The organism is Marinomonas communis (assembly GCF_004363305.1).
Lineage (GTDB): Bacteria > Pseudomonadota > Gammaproteobacteria > Pseudomonadales > Marinomonadaceae > Marinomonas > Marinomonas communis.
In genome coordinates, this window is record NZ_SNZA01000004.1 from 391,955 (window position 1) to 413,191 (window position 21,237).

Below are 21,237 nucleotides of genomic sequence, written 5' to 3' on the forward strand. Positions count from 1 at the left end.
TTTTTAAAATATAGACTTTGCCCACACCCAGAAAAGTACGAGGCTTGTTATGGCGCATCGCCGTTGTGTAGTCAGCTACACCGATTGGCACACAACACTTGATCAGTTTACCTCTCGTTATGGGAATCTCTCTGATACATTGATTGTTACCCACGCGGTAGACAAAGCTGCGGCAAGCAACCAAATAAACTTCAATACGCTTAAGCGCCAGTTGGGTAACAGCTATTCTGCAGTGCTGCTTGATCTTTCCAAAGGGATCCACATTTCTGCACTAGCTATTTTGGCAGGCACGGTGCGCGGTGGTGGTGTTTTTGTTCTACACCTTGGCCCTGATTGGTTGACTCAACCGGATCAAGAATTAGATCGCTACCTACCTTGGCCATTGACCAGCCATGATCATGAGAGCTTTTACAAAACTCTGTTTTGGCAAGCCATTCATGCTGGTGACAGCCCATTCTCAAACGTTTGGCCAAATACCATTGAGCCAGTGTTACGTTCGACAGGCACACTAACGGCAGAACAAGAAGACGTTATACAGCAAATAGTTACGTCATTATCGGGCTGCCATTTTCTGATAGCTGCCCGTGGTCGTGGTAAGTCTTATGCCCTAGCAGAGTTGTTAGAACGGGCTTCACAACAAGGACTAGCTTGTGCCTGCACCGCTTCTAGCCCTTTGAATATCGCATCACTGGCGGAACATTATGTGGAATTGACGGGTACTAAAGCACCCTTTAAGGCCGCCGACGCACTGGTGAGTGACTCAAGCCAATACGACCTATTACTGGTTGATGAAGCAGCAAGTTTGCCACTACCAGTACTTGAGGCTCTGATCGAAAAGGCCAATTGCATCGTCTTCAGTAGTACAGATTACGGTTATGAAGGTTCAGGAAAAGGGTTTGGTATTCGCTTTCGCCAACAACTCGCTATGCAGTCCATTGCATTTAAGCAGCATCGTTTAAAGTATGCCATACGATGGGGGGAAAATGACCCACTGGAAAACTGGCTTGATGCACTACTCTTTAAGGAGTACCAAGTAACCAACCAGTGCCCAGATCAGCCCAAGTGTCTACAGGGTAAAGAGTGGCTTTCTTACCCAAGCCTCCTTGACCAAGCTTTCGCCTTATTAGTAAGTGCACACTATCAAACATCCCCAGAGAATAAGAGATGGATGATTGACGATCCAAGCGTATTGACTTACTGCCTCTATGAACAAAAGCGCTTAGTTGGCGTGGCACTTGTGACAGCAGAAGGCGAATTACCAGAAGAATTAAGCCAAGCGGTTATGGAAGGCACTCGCCGCCCTAGAGGACATTTAATACCACAATCTCTACTCGCCCATGAAGGTATTCAAGAAGCTGGTCAATATCGCTATTGGCGCATTAGTAGGATAGCCATCGCCGAAGATGTTCAGCGACAGGGTCTCGGTAGTCAGCTACTAAGCATGATCGAACACGATGCGAAGCGGCAGAAAGTAGACTTTTTATCCACCAGTTTTGCGGCCACGGTGGATGTCACCCACTTTTGGCGCCAAGCCAATTTTATAGGTGTGCGTTTAGGTACAGGGAAAGATCAAGCCAGCGGCGCGTACTCATTAATGATGCTTAAAGGCCTCAACCCTACGTCACAAGAGCTATCCAAAGCTTGGTCTCAGGGCTTTCACAGAGATTGGTTGGAGACATTGTGCTTAAATCTAAGGGATTTAAGTCCCGAGCTTATTTTATCAATTCACTCCACACTTACGATGGGGGAAAACCCACACATTGTTAAAACGAGTACAAAAGATGTGTCAGATTTGACCTACTTCTGCCAACATCATCGCCCCTTTGATGCCATTCGACCGGCTCTCTTACGGCTCACGATGCAACGACTGCAACAGGGAAAATTACTCTCTAATTCAGCGGATGATGGGCTATTTCTGGGCTGCGCCATCAATACAGTGACAGAAAGAGACGCCCACAAACTCGGTTTCTCAGGCAAAAAAGCTTTTTACCAACAACTGAAACACATCATTTCGCTTCAACTGAACCAGCTTAAAAATGGGTGAATATCCACCCATCACAATTCCCTCGTGGGCGAATGCCCGCTCATGTTTTCAAATCTATCCTAACTTACAAAACCTACAAAATATTAAATTAATCAATAATTTCAAAGACTTAAAAATATTTTAAAGAATTGGCACAAAATGTGTAATAAGTGTGAGTAGCAACAACCAAATTGCGTTGCATGTTTGGCCATGACCAAGCTAACAATAATAAATACTCAAATTTGGAGTCATAAACATGAAAAAAATCAGCCTTGCACTGACTACTGCCGCTCTTGCTTTCACAGCAACAACTGCTTCAGCTAACTGTGATTCAGGTGAACGCGTTGTAAAATTCAGCCACGTAACAGGTGGTACAACTCACCCTAAAGTGGTTGCGGCAAATAGCTTTGCAGATCGTGTAAACAAAGAAATGGACGGCAAGCTATGTATCGAGGTGTTCCCTAACTCGACTCTTTTTGGTGATTCCAAAGAGCTTGAAGCACTTCTACTAGGTGACGTTCAGCTGCTTGCACCTTCTCTGTCTAAGTTTGGCTCATACACATCTAAATACGGTGTTTTTGACCTTCCTTTCATCTTTAAAGACATGGACCACGCAATCCGCTTCACTAACACTCCAGAAGGCAAAGAACTTCTAACTGAGATGGACGAATACGCAGGCTTCGTTGGTCTAGGTTACTGGATGTCTGGTATGAAGTACTTCTCTGCTAACAAACCTTTGATGGTTCCTAGCGATGCTGAAGGTCTTAAATTCCGTGTACAAACATCTGACGTTGCTAAACAAATGATCGCGGCTATGGGCGCATCACCACAAGCAATGGCTTTCTCTGAAGTATACGGCGCACTACAAACAGGCGTTGTTGACGGTCAAGAGAACACTTGGTCAAACATCTACACTAAGAAATTCTACGAAGTACAAGATAGCGTAACGGAAACAAACCACCAGTTGCTTGCTTACTTGTTCATGACTTCTTCTGAATTCCTATCAAGCCTTAGCGATGAAGACCGTACTCAATTCCTAGCGATTGCTGATGCAGTGACTCAAGAAGCTAACCAATCAGTAAAAGCGAAAGAAGCGGCTAACCGCGAAAACATTTTGAAAGCAGGCGGTACGATCAATACCCTAACGCCAGAACAACGTACTGAATGGGTTGAAACAATGAAACCTGTTTGGAAACAGTTTGAAAGCGATATCGGTAAAGATCTAATCGACGCTGCAGCTGGCGCATAAGCCAAGCACTACCGAGCAGCAATGCTAGCTCCGTTCAGGAGCTAGCACTTTCGAGCCTTTCACAAAAGCGTTAACACACCCGTGAGCACTGGTGTGAAAGGCCTTTTTACGCTGCAATTCGACGTTCAGGAGTACCCCATGGCATACTGGCCTCATCTTTACTTATTAATATTTATTCTAGTGCTTTGGCTACTAGAAAAACGCTTCCCTAGATTCATGGAACGATTCGAGGAAAATGTACTCGTACTCGTAATCACCTCAATCATGGTTGTTTCATTCGGCCAGGTTATTGCGCGCTACGCCTTCAACACAGGCTGGATCGCCGCCTTAGAATTCAATACCGTCATGTTCTCATGGTTAATTCTGTTAGGTATGAGCTACGGTATCAAAACAGGTTCGCACTTGGGGGTTGATATACTGTTAAACGCCGTACCAAAAGGTGCAGCAAAAGTCCTTTCTCTAATTGGTGCAGCCGGCGCGATGCTATATGGCCTAATCCTACTGGATTCGACTTGGCTAGCGATGCTGGGTGTGGATGTCCGTGGCGGTGCCATCGAATACTGGTACAAAATGTGGCGCATTGGCTTAGGCCAAGAAGAGCTTCGCTACCCTGCTTTCATGGTGGAATGGTTTGATCTAAAACCACGTGTTCACCGCTGGTTAGTATTGGTTATCTTGCCTATTAGTTTGGCATTACTTTCGTACCGTTCTCTGCAAGCCTTCTGGGCGATTGCAACAGGTAAACGCGACATGTTGATCAGTGGTCACGAAGCGCAAGAGCTTGTTGAAGAGAACAAAGGCGCATTAAAAGACTAGTCGGTTAGGAGCATATCGTGGAAGCTTTAATTTTATTTGGTATGGTACTAACGCTGCTCTTTATCGGGCTGCCTGTTGGTATTTCTTTGGGCTTATCGTCCATTCTATTTATTACATTTTTCTCCCATGACTCATTGTCATCGGTAGCAATCTCGTTATTCGGTGCAGGGCAGCACTACACTCTACTTGCGATTCCATTCTTTATCTTGGCATCGTCATTTATGTCGACCGGTGGTGTTGCAAAACGTTTGATTAACTTTGCCATCGCATCCGTCGGTCACTTCCGTGGTGGTCTAGCAATGGCCTCTGTTTTGGCATGTATGATGTTCGCGGCATTGTCTGGTTCATCTCCAGCAACCGTAGTTGCCATCGGTACTATTGCCATCGCAGGTATGCGCCAAGTGGGTTACTCAAAAGAGTTCGCATCAGGCATCATTGCTAACGCGGGTACATTGGGTATCTTGATCCCACCATCCATCGTAATGGTTGTTTACGCTGCAGCAACAGACGTATCTGTTGGTCGTATGTTCCTTGCTGGTGTTATCCCTGGCCTGATGGCTGGCGGTATGTTGATGTTGGCAATCTACGTTGTCGCTCGTATCAAAAACCTTCCTGCGGAAGAGTGGAAAGGCTTTGGTAACTTAGTTCGTGGTGGTAAAGACGCTGGTTGGGGTCTATTCCTAATCGTAATCATCATGGGTGGTATCTACGGTGGTGCTTTCACACCTACCGAAGCAGCAGTCGTTGCCGCGGTCTACTCTATCTTTATCGCGTTGTTCGTTTACCGTGATATGGGACCGCTTAAGGGCCAAACATGGACTAATGAAAACGACGCACCTGCTGCACGTATCGGCTTCAACGGTACAGTTTACGGCGTGTCACTTTTCCTTGTCTGGGAAATTATGTCTTTCTTCGCCTTCGCTGGCAGCGAGACGTTCACAGGTGGTACACGTGCTCTGATTGGACTTGTGCTTGCGGTGCTTGTTGCACTGTTCTACGTGTCAAAACGTGGCAGCCATCTAGAAAACGGGTTATTTGGTTGCCTAGCTGCTGGCCTGCCTATCTGGGGACGCAACCTGTCTCTTATGGTACGTGGTTTCTTCCCAGCACTATTTGGCGATGAGTCTCGCAAAGTTATGCTTGAAGGTACGAAAACAACCATCATGCTGATGTTCATCATCGCAAACGCGTTGTTGTTCGCACACACCTTGTCAGCAGAGCGTATTCCTCAAGCGATCACTGAGTGGATGCTTGGCGTTGGTTTCAACTGGTTCACATTCCTAATCGCAGTTAACATCCTGCTATTGATTGGTGGTCAGTTCATGGAGCCATCTGGTCTGCTGGTTATCGTAGCGCCTGTTGTATTCCCAATTGCAATGGAACTGGGCGTTGACCCAATCCACCTAGGTATCATCATGGTTGTGAACATGGAGATTGGTATGATCACACCGCCGATCGGTCTAAACCTATTCGTAACCTCAGGGATTACCGGTATGAGCTTGGCACGTGTGGTAAAAGCGGCCATGCCATTCGTAGCGGTACTGTTCGTATTCTTGATCCTAGTGACTTACATCCCCGCTCTATCTACTGCGCTACCATACGCAATCATGGGGCCAGAGATCGTTCAGTAATCCTTATGTGACAGTAACACGTCATGTTTAAGCGCCCTACGGGGCGCTTTTTTTACCTAAAATGAGGGATTAATATTAAAACAAGTTTAGTTTATTTCAGAATTTGTTTAGTAGCCTTGCGGAAATGATGCAGAAAAGTCAGTGCCCGTTTAGGTTGACTACCATAAGGGTACAGTAAATAAATTGGGAGTGGTGGCAATTCCCATTGCGGCAATACTTTTATTACTTCGCCAGGATGATGCTTCTCGCGCATTTCCACCATATAGTCCGGCAAGATGCCAACGCCTTCAGCACGAACGATGCTTTCTAGTTGCATAGCAATTTGATCCGTCCACACATTGGACTTTGCAATTTTTATTACTCGGTCTCCATTATCAACATGAGCTAATATAATGTCTCCCTGAGGTTGGTAAAAGTGATGCATATTAACCCAGTCTAAATCCTCTAATTCATCAATGCTAATAGGGAATGAGTATCTAGACAAATACCGTTTTGAGGCATAGAGGCTACACGTTAAGCGACCTATCATCTCTTCTTTAAAATGGCTCGCATGAGTTTCACCAAGCCAAATCGTGACATCACACTCTTTAGTTTCCTCAAATTGTGTCACTGACTTTAAGTTAATTTGCACATCGGGATATTGCTCGGAGAAAGCCAATAATTCCTTTGGAAACCAAGAGCGGACAAGGCCAGAAAAAATCCCCACATTCAGCTCGCCAGATACTACTTCCTTTAGATAGTCCACTTGTTCTTGAGCCTTTTTAGCAGCTCCTAAAATAGTTTTAGCGTGCGGATAAAACGTAGTACCCGCTTCATTAACGTGCATTTTATTCGACTGACGCAATAGCAGAGGTTGCCCTACAGTTTCTTCTAGATGGGTAATACGGCGGCTTAACGTGGATTTAGAAACGCCCAAGGCCCTAGCCGCTTCCGTAAGATAGCCGCATTCTACTAACTTTACGAAGCTCACTAAATCATTCATATCGTACATATGCTACGCCTTTGTTGTTCCAATGAAGCATTAGGAACGCATCGTTCCTACATTCTCAACCAAGCTTATGTGAGAATTGAAATAATAACCAATCTTACTAACATGGAGATTTAATGAGCACTTTCCCTCACAAAATACCACGTAAGCTAGTACTTGCAGCCACCCTAACATCTAGTTGCATAACTGCTTTTGCTAATTCAATACAAGAGCCAAGTATAACACCTGAAGTACTAGCTGAGTCTGGGTTAAAAGCAGCTATAAACTATCCCGGGTTGGCTTTCCTTTGTTCCTTAGAACAACCACTAAAACAAGCAGGTTCACGTTCAAAGACAAGCTCAAAACGTACTCTAACTGATGAAGAACGCATAGACCGTGCCGCTCGCTCCTACGTAAAACCGACACAGGTGTTTGATAATTTATATTTTGTCGGCAATCGTAGTGTTGCTAGTTGGATCCTTGAGACCTCCGAAGGGCTCATTCTTATCGATGCGATGAACTCTAACAATCAGGCGGAAAACATCATCGTAAAAGGCATGCACGAGCTTGGTCTAGATCCTGAGAACATTCGTTACCTAGTCATTACCCACGCCCATGGTGACCACTATGGTGGTCAAGAATATTTAGTTTCCAAATTTGCGCCCAAAGTCGTCATGAGTGATCGTGATTGGAGTGAGCTGGAAAAGCCAGTCCAAGAAATCAATAACCCGAAATGGGGTAAAGCGCCAAGCCGCGATGTCACAGTCAATGATGGCGATCATATTACACTAGGAGATACCACTCTCGAGCTCTACGTCACTCCAGGTCATACCCTTGGTACTTTATCTATGATCATGCCTCTGCGAGATGGTGACGACACACATTATGGCGCGTTATGGGGAGGAACTGGCTTAAACTTCGGGCCACAGGTTGAGAGAATCAAGCTTTATGCAAACTCAGCTGAACGACTACGAGCCCTCGGGGAAGAAAAGGGAGTCGATGTATTCTTATCCAACCACCCAACTCGTGATAACAGCATTGAACGTATTCATGCGCTTACTGAACGTAAAATAGGTACTAAGCATCCATTTGTTGATGACAACGCATTGTCTGCCTTTGAGCTACTTCGAGACTGCTCAATGGCGCAGGCAATCAAAGTCGAACATTACCAACAACGTCTAAAAGATAACTCATAATCTATTTATTGGTGTGAACATGACTCAGCAAAAAAGTGCTCTTTCTATTGCAATATCATTCGCTTTAACAAGCCTGACAGGCTTTGCTCATGCAGAAACCATAGCCATGGAGGAAATGGTGGTTTCAGCCTCAGGCTATGATCAAACAACAGTCGACGCCCCTGCCAGTATCACCGTAATTGATGCCCAACAAATCTCCCAAGGAGCTTATAAAGACGTTGTTGATGTTCTTGCCCATGTACCTGGTGTCTTCGCCACAGGAGGAGCATCAGGCAAAGACATCAGCATACGCGGTATGCCAAGTAAGTATACTTTGTTATTAGTCGATGGGCGCCCCCAATCCTCACGAGAATCTCAGCCAAATGGCGGTGGCGGACTGGATCAAGAATGGCTTCCCCCTCTACAGTCCATTGAGCAAATCGAAGTGATTCGTGGGCCGATGTCAACCCTGTATGGATCAAATGCGATGGGTGGCGTGGTAAATATTATTACCAAAAAGGTCAACGACAACTGGCAAGGCAGCCTACGCACTCAAGTGAGCATCCCTGAAGACAGCCAATATGGTAAGGCGCGACAAGGAGAGCTCTACCTTTCAGGTCCTGTTATTCAAGATAAGCTAAATTTAACTTTTGGAGCACGTTACCTCGAACAAGATGAGGACGACGTTGCTCGCGGCACACCAGAGAAAGCACTGCAAAATTACCATGCCAAGGTAAACTATTTGCTTAGTAACAATCACGATTTTGAGTTAGCGATGATACATAGTGAGCAAACTCGGACCTCTCGTGTTGGTCACTCTGCTGCTGGCAGTGCTCGAAGTGACAGTGAAACCGATAATGATAAAACATCATTCTCAATCACTCACCATGGCCAATGGGAAGAAGTGGAAGACACGACCTACCTGCAGCACGAAACAACGCGAAATAATGGGCGCGATATCGAGATTACGAATACCGTTTTTGATAGCCGTTGGGTACTACCAAGTGATGAACACATTACCACATTAGGAGTAGGTGCAAGTCATGCATCACTGATAGATAATGATACGAATGACACCTCAGACCTGAACTCTCTCAGCAATGATCAATACTCGGTATATGCAGAGGATGAGTGGTTCCTTGCTGATAGCGTAACGCTTACAACGGGTGCGCGCTTGGATAAGAATGAGCATTATGATGCCGAAGTCAGCCCTCGTGTCTTTGCTAACTGGTATCTCGATCCTCAATGGGTCATTAAAGCAGGCATTGCAACCGGCTACCGAGCGCCGGAACTTCGTCAAATGACGCCTGAATGGGGACAAGAAAGTCGTGGCGGTGATATTTACGGCAATAGTGATTTACAAGCTGAGACTTCTTTAAGTAAAGAAATAGGCGTTACATACCAAAATGCCGATTTCACCGCCACCGCAACACTCTTTGACAACCGCTTTGATGATAAAATCATCACCACGGACTGCCCAAGTAGCTTATGTTCAGATGAGGATGCACGTTACTACACCAATGTTGATAAAGCCAAGACTCAGGGTTTCGAACTCAGCGCCAAAAATCGACTAACGAACACACTAGAAGCGCGTTTAACATACACCTATACAAAATCTGAACAGTTATCTGGGGATAATAAAGGGAAACCTTTGACGCAAATGCCCCTTCATCTATTTGCTGCTTCCTTGGATTGGCAAGTAAATGATCAACTTAAAAGTTGGGTGACTTATGAATTTCGCGGGAAAGAATCTCAAGACACTGGCTTATCTTCCAACACGGAAACGCAAGCACCTTCATATTCAATGATTGATCTTGGTTTACAATACCATCTATCTGAGCACTTTATCCTGCAAGCAGGTATAGATAACGCCACAGATGAAACGTTCAGCTTCGACGAATATGGCTTTGTTGATGCAAGCAGAACCTATTGGGGATCAGCTGAATACCGCTTCTAGTCAAAAAAAAGCCAGCCCGAGAGGGCTGGCTACTGACAAGTCTGGGGGTAGAAAAAGACTTGTTAAATCATGTTAGCAATCGTTAATACATAACCATCAAGCAAGCCTTCTGGATAGTCCACACTCATCACTCTTCCCATCACCAGTAGGAACACTAATAAACCAAATGCGATAGCAGACGATTTAAATATGCCTCCCTTAGCAAAGAAGTATATAAACAGCAAAGTGAATAAAAATGTCGTTACGAGGAAGCCTACTTCAAAGTACAAGAAAGACATTATGAAAAAGCCTAGGATATAGATGATGCCTTGGCGTATTTCAGACGTCTCAACTAAACCACGATTTTTGATATGTTGAGCGATCACCATCACGGAAGATACCCCAAGAATCGTAATTGCAATCAGCGGGAACGCTTTTGTCAGCAACTGCTCATCAAAAACTTTATAGCCAAACACGATTGCAACGACTAAGAAGAAACCTGCAATCCAAATATCTGCAGAAAAATTAGTCGAAGGGGCTTCATCTAGGCCTCTATCTAACTGACGCTTTTTGGCAACCCACTTACGGAAAAGTGGTGGCACTAATAAACCGCATGCAATTAAAGCAGCGATAATAAGTACACCTGGACGTGTAAACCAGCTATCGCCGTAAAATTGAATGCTTTGGAAGAAATAGTTCTCCGCACCAGCAGACAACACGAAGCCGATTAAGAAAGCTGGTCGTGGCCAGTTCGCACTCTTCATCATCACACCAATCAGCGCAATACCGCCAAGTGCAACAAAGTCACCCAAACTTCTCGTCGCTTGATACGCAGCAAACAGAATCAACGTAAGGATAACCGGCGCTAAAACCGAAAACTTAATGTACGTTAGCAAGGATATAGGACGAGTTAAGAAAATACATAACGCTGCGCCTAGAATATTTGCAAGCGCAAGAGACCAAATAATGGTGTAAGTCAGGTCTAGGTGTGTCGTCACCATGGTAACGCCAGGCTGGATCCCAAGTAACAACATGCCACCTAAAAAGACCGCTGCAGCGCCAGACCCAGGAACACCGAACAGAATAGTTGGCACCATACTGCCGCATGAACATGCATTATTTGCTGACTCTGGAGCAATGACGCCTTTGATCTCACCTTTACCAAACTGGCTTTTATCTTTACTCGCTCCCATGGCAAAACTGTAAGTCATCCAATCGACCACAGAACCACCTAAACCTGGAATTGCACCGACAAGACTACCAAAAACAGAAGAGCGCCCAACTAATGGCAGGTTCTTAAGCACATCTTTTAAACCTTGGCCTAAACCATGACCTAGCTGGTTACCTTCCGAAGCAATGGCTTTATTTCGGATCAATAAGGAAATAATTTCGGGTAAAGCAAAAATCCCCAAGCCTACAATAATCAATGGAATACCGTCATAAAGGTAATCGACATCAAATGTGAAACGAAAATCTCCTGTTGCAGGTGCACCACCGATGGTACCGACTAAAAGCCCCATACCGCATGCTGCTAACCCCTTGAATACACTCCCTCCAGAAAGCGAAGCCACAACACTTAAACCTAATAAGGTAAGCATAAAAAGCTCAGCAGAAGAGAACGCCAACACGACAGGTCGTGCCACTAAGATAAACAGACTTAAGATGATGGCTCCAACAACACCACCGATCATAGAAGACAAAAAAGCGGCAGACAGCGCACGTGCTGCCTGTCCTTTTTTTGCTAATGGAAAACCATCCATCACCGTTGCCTGAGAAGAACTCGATCCCGGAATACCCATTAATACAGAGGTAAACGTATCGCCGGTCGGCACCACCGCAACAAGTCCCATCAGCATCCCTAAACCAACGGAAGCGTCCATGCCGTAAATAAATGGCAAGAGTAACGACATCCCTGCAATTCCGCCTAGCCCTGGAATAATTCCTACAACCAAGCCAATGACAACGCCAAGCATCAGATAAGAGAGATGCATAACAGACATCACCTGATCTAGGGCACTGAGTAATACAGACATAATAACTCCAACAAATACTAACGACTGGCCAAATTACAGCTTATAGTTGAATTCCGACTTCAACCAATCTTTGATCCAAGTGTACATTTCTGGAGAAATATTCACGGCATCACTTAGGTATTGAGCGATATCTAAACCAACAGCGTTTTGGTATGGTCCAATCTGAACTGCCGCTTCTTTCTGGAAGTTTCCATCGGCAATCATTTTTCGAACAGCGTCGTTGTATGAAGCAATGACATCACTTGGCGCATCTGAAGGTACAAAAATCACCTTTTGGAAAGCAAAGCCTGCTGCTAAGAATTTACGATACACATCGTATTGCATACCACTTGGCTTTTTACCATGAACCGTTTCATACGCTTCTTCGAAAGTTGGGACATCTGGAAATGCAGGGTCTCGAACAATATTTCCAGCGCCGTTCATCACCCCGACACTGAACATGGGAATAGCTTTGCCTGCATCCACTAAGCTTTGCACCGAACTCATATAAGCCGATGAGGTTTGAAAGTCGATGGTCGCTTCGCCACGCTCAAACGCTAGGCGTCCAGCGCCACGGCTTTTCATACCAAAAACAGGTTTAACATCCGCACCAAGGAGATCCAGAGCAATGAGAATTGGCAACTCAAGTTGAGTAGGTCCCTGTGAAGCAAATTTTAGCTCTTGATCCAACAACTCTGAAACTTCTGCACTACTCTCAATTCCTAGGTCAGGCTGAACATAGACCACACCGCCGGTTGGGCTCGCTAGAATAGGCGTCCACTCATCTAGTTTAAAGCGAACACGCTTGTCCCCTAACATGTAAGGGAACAATGTGGACGCTGACGTTCCGATGATATTAGAGCCGTCATCTTTGGCACGCTTATAAAACAAGTTTGTGCCTGTGATTGAACCACCACCTGGTTGGTTTTTGATGACGATCGTTGGATTACCATCAATATGAGCAGTCAAGTTCGGTGCCATAAAACGGCCCCAAACATCGGTACCACCACCAACTCCAAATGGAATAGTAAAATCAACGGTGTCCGGTACAACATTATCCGCAACCGCTGTTGTAACAGTAAGCGCAGCAATAGCACTTAGTGCAAAGTGTTTTAGCTTTTTCATAATTGAATACCTTTTATTTTTATATTGAATTAGCCTAATTGATATACACTAGACCGGAAAATATTGGCTTCGCTGTGCGAACCAATGAAACAGATTGAACTTGCCCATCCAGCCAGTTCGCCGTTAAATCTATGTACCCTGTAGGATGCTCTAACTTAAATTCGCTGGTTCCTAATGCACAATTGACCACTTCTTGAGCTACAGTTCCCTGGATACACAAAGCATTAACGATTGCGATACTGCCCGTCACGGCTAAAGCTTTATGGCAGCGATCAGGAACAAAGTAGCGGGCACAAATAATGCCTTCTTCTTTAGGAACGGATACTAATATGGGTTTTGGGATGACCATATTAGATACATCTCCCATTCCCATTAACAAACCTGCTTTTCGACGTAGTTCCTCTAGACGCTGCATAAAAATTTCATCAGCGTCTAGTTCACTTGGTGTTTCATGGCCTGTTTTACCAAGGCTATCCCCATGAATAATCATTACGGGGGTTGCCGCATCAATACACGTTACGGAGACGCCATCGATCACATCTTTTACATTACCCGTAGGAAAGAGTTTACCGGTCTTTGCCCCAGCCACATCTAGGAAGGTTAGCTCAATTGGAGAACCAGCTGAGTTCGTGCCGCTGATGGTGACATCACCTTGGTACTGAACTCGCTTACCCGGCGTATGTACTGTTGAGTGGATAACTTTATTCGTATTTAGGTTTTTAATTCTGACTGTTGTTTTACCATCTTGGGCATAGACAAGCCCCGACTCAATGGCAAAAGGAGCTACACCTGCCAACATGTTGCCGCAATTAGGTGAGAAATCGACGCTCTTTTTAGTAGTACCAACCTGGGCAAACAGGTATTCAACATCTGCGTCTTGGCTTCGGGAAGGGCCAACCAATGCAACTTTACTTGTTAAACTGTTACCACCACCTAAACCATCAATTTGAAGCTCATGGCCAGCGCCCATAATTTTCATCAACAATTCAGCCAATTGATCACGGTCATCAGGCATATCTGTCAAACGAAGATATGGACCTTTTGAGGTGCCGCCTCGCATCAACATACAGGGGATTGTTTGTTCAGCCATCACAGAAATTCCAGCAATTATTCTTGTGACGCTAAGAATTACACGTCGCATAAGATGCATCAAATGCAAATATAGAGCATAATCAATGCAAGAAACGCATTAATAAGAGTCTACCTTCTCATGCATCAAATTGAATTTAAAGACCTAGTTATCTTCGTCAAAGTCGCTGAAACAGGGAATTTTCATGAAGCGGCAGAAGCCACCTTTTTGTCTCAACCTGCACTCAGTAGACGCATGCAAAAGCTAGAGCTCGCCTTAGGTGCAAACCTTTTTGAGAGAACTACGAGAAAGACAAAATTGACCAGTGTCGGTCGAGAATTCCTGCCTAAAGCTCGACGTATGTTAGAAGAGTTTGAATTGTCCGTTTTGGGTATCAAAGACATGGCGAGCCAACAGAAAGGCTCCATTACGATTGCCTGCATACCTACTGCCGCCTTTTACTTTTTGCCCTCGGTCATAAAAGCCTTCAACGATAAGTACCCAGGTATTCGGATTAGGATTCTAGATGAAAGCGCAAATCAGGGACTGGAATCAGTCATTCAGGGGGACGCTGATTTTGGCATAAATATGGCAATCGCACAGCACTCAGAAGTAAGCTTTACTCCCCTAATCGACGATCCTTTTGTCGTATGTATGCGTCAAGATCACCCTTTAGCTGCATTAGCAGAAATCACTTGGAAAGACTTAGAAAAGTATAAATTAATCAGCGTAAGTCGAACCAGTGGTAACCGCTTGTTACTGGATAAATCTATCGCTAGAGATCAAGTAAATCTAAATAGTTTTTACGAAGTTCAGCACTTATCGACTTCATTAGGGCTGGTTGAGACAGGACTTGGACTATCAATCGTCCCACGCCTATCCATGCCTCTGGGCACCAACAGTGCGTTAACATATCGACCTCTGGCTGGCGAGCAAATAGATCGTTCCATTGGCTTAATCCGCCGTACCTCTACTCCAGTTTCGCCTTCAGCAGACTTATTTATCCAAATTTTATTGGATCAATGGTCTACCAAGACTGAAAAGCTTGAATAATCAAACGTACAGCTAAAATCGTCAAAATAACATTAAAAATACGACTAAAGTGCTTATCCGACACTCGTTTGAGTACTTTTAAGCCAAACCATGTACCAATCGCACCACTGACCACCATGCACAGTAGCAATGGCATCCATGAACCAATAGGAAAGCCCGCTTGTTCAAACACAGTGATTTTTAATACATGCTGAAGCGACATGGCCGTCGCAAAGGTAGCAACGGTGCGGAAGCGGTCGACGAACACTTGTTTGATAAACGCGGCTACCAAGGGACCTGTAGCACCAACAAACAGCGTCAGAAAGGTAGTAATCGCACCCGCCATTAGCGTTCCGAACTTACCTAAGACCAGCTTGGGGAGCTTAGGCCCCCAGCATAAGAACAGGATAAACAACGCAATGGATAAGTACATGACAGAGGGATCTAATGCTTCTAGTACTAACTGCCCAAGCAAAGCGCCCACTATAGCACCGGGTAAAAATAAACCAATCAAGCGCCAATCAATGTGTCGCCAACTCATCGCGGCACGACCCGCATTAGAACCGAGTTGTGCCACCCCATGAAGCGGGATAATCAGTTGAGGCGGGAGCACTTGCGCCATCACTCCCAGCAACATCACGCCACCACCCGCACCAAAACTTGCGGTAAACAATGACGTAAAACCAGCCGTCAGTACCAACAACCAAAAGACAAAAGGCGATAGCCCATTTAGAAATAACTCGGTCACTCAAACATCTCCCATCACGAAGCGTGAGATGCTATCACGTCCACAGAATAACAGAGCGCCAAGAAAGCGATTTGAATGGTATTACGCAAAAAATCAATTACGACTTATAAAGATCCTTATCCAAATCGTACTTGCGCATTTTGTCGTACAGGGTTTTACGCGGCAGCCCAAGAGCATCCATGGTGTCTTTGATCGAGCCCTTTTGACGCTTTAACTCTTGCTCTAACAAGGTCTTCTCAAAGCGCTCCATTTGTTCTGGCAAGGTCATAAACCCAGGGTTGGTTTCATTGGTAATGATCTGATCGAACTCAAAGGAACCCGCCTCACCCATTAGTACATAGCGCTCTGCAAGGTTTCGTAGCTCTCGTACATTACCCGGCCAATCATAGCTCATTAAGCTGTGCATACGCTCCGCCGAAAGCTCCTCAGACTCACGTTTGTACTGGGCAGTCGCCACCAGACAAAAGTGCTGCCATAACAGAGGGATATCATCTTTACGCTCTCGTAAAGGCGGGATATCTACACGCACAACATTAAGGCGGTAATACAAATCTTCTCGGAATGTACCCGTTTCGCTGAGCTCTTTCAGATCAACTTTAGTCGCCGCTAAAATACGTAAATCAAGATCAACGCCTTTATTTGAGCCTAAGCGCTCAACCTTGCGCTCTTCCAATACTCGCAACAGTCGAATCTGCATCGACATGGGCATACTTTCTATTTCATCCAGAAACAATGTGCCACCATTGGAGTGCTCAATCTTACCGATACGTTGGGTTTTCGCATCAGTAAACGCGCCCTTTTCATGGCCAAATAGCTCGGATTCCATAATAGAATCCGGCACCGCACCACAGTTGATGGCCACAAATGGCTTGCCACGTCGCGAGCTGTGCTCATGAATAAAACGCGCCACCATTTCTTTACCAGTACCGGTTTCCCCTTGCACTAGGATATCCGCACCCGTATCCGCTACATGTAGAAGCGCTTGGCGCAATCGATGAATCCCTGGCGTGTTACCAATAATTCGCGGTCCTGGTGCATTTTGCGCAGCAAGTTCTAAACGCAGATTACGGTTTTCTAGGGTCAAACGACGCTTCTCACTGGCACGTCGCACCACTTCAATGAAATCATCGTTTGAGAAGGGTTTCTCAATAAAGTCATAAGCACCATCGCGAATGGCAGTCACAGCCATACTGATGTCCCCATGACCAGTTATGAGAATAAAGGGGATTTCAGGGTCGATTTTCTTGACCTGTTCGAATAGCTCCAAACCACTCATGCCAGGCAAATTGATATCACTCACAATCACACCAGGCCAGTCAATCGCTATTTTATCCGCAACACCTTGTGCACTCGCAAACTCCATCACATCGAAATCTTCTAGTTCAAGCGTTTGTGAAATCGCCATACGAACCGATTGCTCATCGTCGATGAGAATCACGCGATCTAACTCTGACATTGCGGTTATTCCTTAGCACTAATCGGGTTGGAAGGTGTTAAGAGTAACACAAAACTCAGCCCCTCCTTCAGGGTGATTTTGCGCTGATAAACTACCATTCATAGAGTCCATGATACGTTGGGAAATAGACAGCCCTAGGCCTAATCCTAAGCCACTCGCTTTCGATGTATAGAATGGTTCGAATAAGCGATTTAAAGACTCTTCGGATAACCCTGTACCAGAATCCCTAACATAAATGCGCACCAGATCCTGCTCACAGTTCACTTCAATGGACACCAGTTTCTCTCGCCCAGAAGCTTCTAAAATGGCATCCACCGCATTGGCCAATAAATTCACCAAGACTTGCTCTAAAAAAACCATATCCGCCAACACAGCCACTTGAACATTGCTCGGCACATGACTTTCAATACCCGCTTCTTTGAAGCGAGGCTGCATAATCTTCAAGGCACCATTGATGGCGGTCTGCACATCAATTGGCGTATGCATCACATTACCTTTGCGCGCAAACACTTTAAAACGAGCAATGATATCTCCCATATGGTGTCCCAATTGACTGATCTGCTGCAGGTTGCCTTTTGCCTGTTCGTAGCGTTCCCGTTCAAGAAACTTCAAGCCATTATCAGCAAACGAGCGAATCGCGGTTAGCGGCTGATTAAGTTCGTGATTCAGTCCGGCGCTCATCTGGCCAAGCACCGCCAGCTTGGCGGTTTGGATAAGCTCTTGCTGTGTGGCTTTGTGCTCGCCGATTTCATGTCGCAACAATTGGTTAGCTTGCTCTAACTCAGATGTCCGCTCTTTGACTCGTAACTCCAAGGCATGTCGAGCACTGGTAATTTCTTGCTCATAACGTTTACGTTCTGTCATATCGTGGAACGTCACCAGGTGACTGCGTCTCTGGGGGAGTTGTAACTCACAGATCGTCGCCTCCACCGCAATACCTGGGGACTCGCCTTTTACTGAGAGCGTACCTTGTACCGTGGTTAAGCTGTCTTTGGCATTATCAAAATCCGATTGCAAGGCTTTGGTCCAGCGTAACAGGTCGTTCCCGGCCACTTGAAATAACGCAGATAATGGTTGGCCAATCAAATCCGACAAAGGCGTCGCTACGAGCTTTTCTACCGCAGGGTTTAACGCTTCGATTCGAAACGCGCCATCCAATGTCACCAGACCCGCTTGGGTATGCTGAATGACTTCTCGGATATAAGCTTGATTGTGACGTGCCATTTCGATGGCATCGGATCGCTCTTGCAACATGCGAGATCGTAGATGAGCTAAACCGAACACCAGCATGGTGATGGTAATACCACCCGCAAATATAGCGCGCCATAAAGCAATTTGCTCTTCAATCGCTGTTAATGGCACAAATACCGCCACTTGAAAGTTAAGCAGTTTGATCGGACGGCTCATAGCCAAATAACGATGTCGCTCAACGAGTTCATTGCCCAAGTTGTCTTGGACTTCATCCAGCATTTCGATCACATCGCCACCACCCTCAAACGCCTTCTTGCTAACAACCGGCAGGGTTTCAATGGCTTGATCAAAGTAACGCTGAGACTCGGCAATACGTGTCAATTCCTCATGGGATAACTGCCCCATGACTTTGTATAGCCATTCGGATCGTGAAGAGCTGAACACTACACCATCAGGGTCTAACATCAAAAAGTCATAAGCCTGATTGCTAAAGCGCTTTTCAAACTGGGTTAAATCGACTTTAACAACGGCAACCCCAATGATGCTATCCCCTTCAAAAACAGGGTAAGAAAAGTAGTAACCACGACGATTAGAGGTTGTACCTAAAGCGTAGTAACGTCCAGGTTTGCCCTTGATGGCATCTTTAAAATACGGTCGAAACGAGAAGTTGCCCCCGACAAATGAAGTACTTAAACGATAGTTGGAAGCCGCAATGGTGCTCCCGTTGACGTCGATAATGTAACTGTCAGACGCTTCTGTAATTCGGTTGATTTGCTCCAGTTCGCGGTTTAGCTGATTGATATCGGATGGTAGGCCATCACGCAATGCCTTGCGTACTCGATCATTAGACGCCAACAATGTTGGCATATGTTGATACTTGGCAATGGCACTTTCTATGACGCTGGTGAGTTGGACCAGTTGCTCTGTTGTGTCCACCGAGAGATCTTGGATCTGTTGCTGTTTTAAGGCGTCACCACCTCGCCACAGTGTCAGCAGACAAATAACAAAGACCGCCACATACAACCAAGCAAAGCGCTTTGGGTTCTCCAAATATTGCTTTGGCCAAATCAGATCACGAAATTTTGCAGACAAACTTACCATAGCCATCTCTTAAAGATAGGGGATGAGTCCCGTTACGCGTGCGCCCCAGCAAACGGCATCACTTCATTAATATGCGCTTTGTTTTGCAATAACATTAGCAGACGATCGACACCGAGCGCCACGCCAGCACACTCTGGTAAGCCTTGCTCTAACGCACTGATCAAACGCTCATCCGCTTGTCGCCATGCCTGGCCTTGCTCAGCACGCTCTGCCATTTCAGAGCGCATTCGCTGCTGCTGCTCAACCGCATCCGTGAGCTCATAATAGCCGTTCGCCAGTTCCATACCGCGCCAATACCACTCAAAACGCGCCGCCGTAGCATTGCCCTGTGCATCAGGCTGTTGCTTAGCTAAAGCTGCTTGAGACGCTGGATAAGCATGAATAAAACACGGTACGTCTTGGCCAATCTTGGGCTCAACTAACATGGCAAAAAGAAGCTCAAGCAGCGTATCTCGATCCGTTTCATCCAAACCGTATTCCGTATGCTGATGACAGGTTTGTTGTAGCGCTTCAAGACTTGCCGTAAAAGGATTCAAGCTGACATGGCGCTCAAAAGCTTCGGCATAGCTTAAACGCTCAGAGGTGATGGTTTGTCCCATTAGAGTCGATAACAAATCATCCATCTCCGCCATGAGCTGCCAATGATCAAAGCCTAAGCGGTACCATTCCAGCATGCTGAACTCGATACCATGACGACGGCCGATTTCCTCAGCACGAAAGACTTTGCCTAATTGATAAATGCTCGGCGCACCTGCGGCTAGTAAGCGCTTCATTGCGTATTCAGGAGACGTTTGCAGGTAGTAAGTCACCTCCTGCCCCAACGTTCGGGTTTGACTGTTCAGCACTTCGATATGCGGATCGCTGATGCTGCCAAGCGATAAACACGGAGTATCCACTTCCAACACATCACGCTCATAGAAAAAGCCGCGGATTTGATGAAACACCTCAGCGCGAAATTTCAACGCTGCCAGATCTGCCGTGGGTTGCCAAACGTCTTTTGAATACATAATGATCTTCTTTAACTTTTAAGCGTAATTCTCAAACACAAAAAAGCCCCCACACCTTGCGGCTGGGGGCTTTTTTAAAAAGGTAATTATTTGCCTGTTGCGCGTGATACGTACTCACCTGTACGAGTATCAATACGTAGCACTTCACCGATGTTGATGAACAGTGGTACGCGCACTACCGCGCCAGTAGAAAGTGTTGCAGGCTTAGAACCACCGTTTGCAGTATCGCCTTTCACACCTGGATCTGTTTCAGTTACTTCAAGCTCAATGAAGTTTGGTGGTGTAACCGCTAGTGGTGCACCGTTGTAAAGCGTGATGACGTAAGATTCTTGCTCTTTCAACCATTTAACTGTGTCACCAACCGCATTCGCATCAGCACCGTGCTGCTCGAAAGAACCGTCAGTTGCCATGAAGTGGTAGAATTCGCCGTCAGTGTATAGGTACTCCATATCCGTATCCATTACATCTGCTGCGTCTAGAGATTCACCAGATTTGAAGGTACGTTCCCAAACACGACCTGATTTTAAGTTACGCAGCTTGATACGGTTGAACGCTTGACCTTTACCAGGTTTCACGTGCTCGTTGTCTAGAACGGCACAAGGATCACCATCAACCATTACTTTGTTACCGCTGCGCAAATCGCTGGTAGAATAACTCGCCATAAATCCTCACAATATCATGATGTAGATAAAAAGCTCT

General features: G+C 45.7%; 16 protein-coding genes. 7 read left to right on the top strand and 9 right to left on the bottom strand.

All coding sequences use genetic code 11. The annotated features are described in order from the left end of the window. Positions 1-49 precede the first annotated feature (49 nt). From C8D85_RS13395 to C8D85_RS13410, 4 genes are all read left to right on the top strand, one after another. Positions 50-2,044: a GNAT family N-acetyltransferase gene (locus tag C8D85_RS13395; RefSeq protein ID WP_133563541.1), complete on the top strand. Its 1,995-nt coding sequence runs from the start codon at positions 50-52 to the stop codon at positions 2,042-2,044. Between the two features lie 235 nt (positions 2,045-2,279). Beyond that, the gene (locus tag C8D85_RS13400) at positions 2,280-3,272 is read left to right on the top strand and encodes a TRAP transporter substrate-binding protein (protein ID WP_133563543.1); all 993 of its coding nucleotides are present in this window, start codon (positions 2,280-2,282) and stop codon (positions 3,270-3,272) included. Between the two features lie 138 nt (positions 3,273-3,410). After that, the gene (locus tag C8D85_RS13405) at positions 3,411-4,088 is read left to right on the top strand and encodes a TRAP transporter small permease (protein WP_133563545.1); all 678 of its coding nucleotides are present in this window, start codon (positions 3,411-3,413) and stop codon (positions 4,086-4,088) included. Positions 4,089-4,105: 17 nt separating this feature from the next. After that, a complete protein-coding gene (locus C8D85_RS13410; protein ID WP_133563547.1) occupies positions 4,106-5,719 on the top strand; it encodes a TRAP transporter large permease in 1,614 nt (537 codons plus the stop codon). Positions 5,720-5,810: 91 nt separating this feature from the next. Here the strand turns inward: C8D85_RS13410 and C8D85_RS13415 are convergent, their stop codons facing one another. Continuing rightward, positions 5,811-6,710 (bottom strand): LysR family transcriptional regulator, encoded by a 900-nt coding sequence (locus C8D85_RS13415; protein WP_133563549.1) that lies wholly within the window; start codon positions 6,708-6,710, stop codon positions 5,811-5,813. Between the two features lie 113 nt (positions 6,711-6,823). Here C8D85_RS13415 and C8D85_RS13420 point away from each other — a divergent pair, with 113 nt between their 5' ends. Both C8D85_RS13420 and C8D85_RS13425 read left to right on the top strand, forming a co-directional pair. Then, the gene (locus C8D85_RS13420; protein WP_133563551.1) at positions 6,824-7,882 is read left to right on the top strand and encodes an MBL fold metallo-hydrolase; all 1,059 of its coding nucleotides are present in this window, start codon (positions 6,824-6,826) and stop codon (positions 7,880-7,882) included. Positions 7,883-7,901: 19 nt separating this feature from the next. After that, a complete protein-coding gene (locus tag C8D85_RS13425) occupies positions 7,902-9,818 on the top strand; it encodes a TonB-dependent receptor domain-containing protein (protein WP_133563553.1) in 1,917 nt (638 codons plus the stop codon). A 62-nt stretch (positions 9,819-9,880) separates the two neighbouring features. Here C8D85_RS13425 and C8D85_RS13430 read toward each other — a convergent pair whose 3' ends face one another. Genes C8D85_RS13430 through C8D85_RS13440 form a run of 3 tightly spaced genes read right to left on the bottom strand, consistent with a single transcriptional unit; the run spans position 9,881 to position 14,024 of the window. Further along, complete coding sequence (locus C8D85_RS13430; protein ID WP_133563555.1) at positions 9,881-11,830, bottom strand: tripartite tricarboxylate transporter permease; 1,950 nt, start codon at positions 11,828-11,830, stop codon at positions 9,881-9,883. A gap of 33 nt (positions 11,831-11,863) precedes the next feature. Continuing rightward, positions 11,864-12,934: a type 2 periplasmic-binding domain-containing protein gene (locus C8D85_RS13435; protein ID WP_133563557.1), complete on the bottom strand. Its 1,071-nt coding sequence runs from the start codon at positions 12,932-12,934 to the stop codon at positions 11,864-11,866. A 34-nt stretch (positions 12,935-12,968) separates the two neighbouring features. Beyond that, positions 12,969-14,024, bottom strand: coding sequence for a 4-oxalomesaconate tautomerase (locus tag C8D85_RS13440; protein WP_133563559.1), 1,056 nt, complete (start codon positions 14,022-14,024; stop codon positions 12,969-12,971). Between the two features lie 120 nt (positions 14,025-14,144). Between C8D85_RS13440 and C8D85_RS13445 the strand changes: the two genes are divergently transcribed. Beyond that, on the top strand, positions 14,145-15,056 hold the full coding sequence (locus C8D85_RS13445; protein ID WP_133563561.1) for a LysR family transcriptional regulator: 912 nt from the start codon (positions 14,145-14,147) through the stop codon (positions 15,054-15,056). Here the strand turns inward: C8D85_RS13445 and C8D85_RS13450 are convergent. The 5 genes from C8D85_RS13450 to efp form a co-directional block, all read right to left on the bottom strand. Further along, positions 15,031-15,783 carry a sulfite exporter TauE/SafE family protein gene (locus C8D85_RS13450; protein WP_133563563.1) on the bottom strand — a complete coding sequence of 251 codons (753 nt, stop codon included), beginning with the start codon at positions 15,781-15,783 and terminating at the stop codon, positions 15,031-15,033. The genes C8D85_RS13445 and C8D85_RS13450 overlap by 26 nt on opposite strands. A gap of 97 nt (positions 15,784-15,880) precedes the next feature. Beyond that, a complete protein-coding gene (locus C8D85_RS13455) occupies positions 15,881-17,239 on the bottom strand; it encodes a sigma-54-dependent transcriptional regulator (protein ID WP_133563565.1) in 1,359 nt (452 codons plus the stop codon). A gap of 18 nt (positions 17,240-17,257) precedes the next feature. Next, positions 17,258-19,531, bottom strand: coding sequence for an ATP-binding protein (locus tag C8D85_RS13460; protein ID WP_133563567.1), 2,274 nt, complete (start codon positions 19,529-19,531; stop codon positions 17,258-17,260). Between the two features lie 32 nt (positions 19,532-19,563). After that, a complete protein-coding gene (gene epmA, locus C8D85_RS13465; RefSeq protein WP_133563569.1) occupies positions 19,564-20,538 on the bottom strand; it encodes an EF-P lysine aminoacylase EpmA in 975 nt (324 codons plus the stop codon). An 86-nt stretch (positions 20,539-20,624) separates the two neighbouring features. Continuing rightward, positions 20,625-21,200 (bottom strand): elongation factor P, encoded by a 576-nt coding sequence (efp, locus tag C8D85_RS13470; protein ID WP_133563571.1) that lies wholly within the window; start codon positions 21,198-21,200, stop codon positions 20,625-20,627. Positions 21,201-21,237: the final 37 nt, after the last annotated feature.

Excerpts from the sequence above, each read along its gene's own strand:
- C8D85_RS13395 (WP_133563541.1), top strand. The coding sequence starts at position 50 with ATGGCGCATCGCCGTTGTGTAGTCAGCTACACCGATTGGCACACAACA.
- C8D85_RS13400 (WP_133563543.1), top strand. The coding sequence starts at position 2,280 with ATGAAAAAAATCAGCCTTGCACTGACTACTGCCGCTCTTGCTTTCACA.
- C8D85_RS13405 (WP_133563545.1), top strand. The coding sequence starts at position 3,411 with ATGGCATACTGGCCTCATCTTTACTTATTAATATTTATTCTAGTGCTT.
- C8D85_RS13415 (WP_133563549.1), bottom strand. The coding sequence starts at position 6,710 with ATGTACGATATGAATGATTTAGTGAGCTTCGTAAAGTTAGTAGAATGC.
- C8D85_RS13420 (WP_133563551.1), top strand. The coding sequence starts at position 6,824 with ATGAGCACTTTCCCTCACAAAATACCACGTAAGCTAGTACTTGCAGCC.
- C8D85_RS13425 (WP_133563553.1), top strand. The coding sequence starts at position 7,902 with ATGACTCAGCAAAAAAGTGCTCTTTCTATTGCAATATCATTCGCTTTA.
- C8D85_RS13430 (WP_133563555.1), bottom strand. The coding sequence starts at position 11,830 with ATGTCTGTATTACTCAGTGCCCTAGATCAGGTGATGTCTGTTATGCAT.
- C8D85_RS13435 (WP_133563557.1), bottom strand. The coding sequence starts at position 12,934 with ATGAAAAAGCTAAAACACTTTGCACTAAGTGCTATTGCTGCGCTTACT.
- C8D85_RS13440 (WP_133563559.1), bottom strand. The coding sequence starts at position 14,024 with ATGGCTGAACAAACAATCCCCTGTATGTTGATGCGAGGCGGCACCTCA.
- C8D85_RS13445 (WP_133563561.1), top strand. The coding sequence starts at position 14,145 with ATGCATCAAATTGAATTTAAAGACCTAGTTATCTTCGTCAAAGTCGCT.
- C8D85_RS13455 (WP_133563565.1), bottom strand. The coding sequence starts at position 17,239 with ATGTCAGAGTTAGATCGCGTGATTCTCATCGACGATGAGCAATCGGTT.
- C8D85_RS13460 (WP_133563567.1), bottom strand. The coding sequence starts at position 19,531 with ATGGTAAGTTTGTCTGCAAAATTTCGTGATCTGATTTGGCCAAAGCAA.
- epmA (WP_133563569.1), bottom strand. The coding sequence starts at position 20,538 with ATGTATTCAAAAGACGTTTGGCAACCCACGGCAGATCTGGCAGCGTTG.
- efp (WP_133563571.1), bottom strand. The coding sequence starts at position 21,200 with ATGGCGAGTTATTCTACCAGCGATTTGCGCAGCGGTAACAAAGTAATG.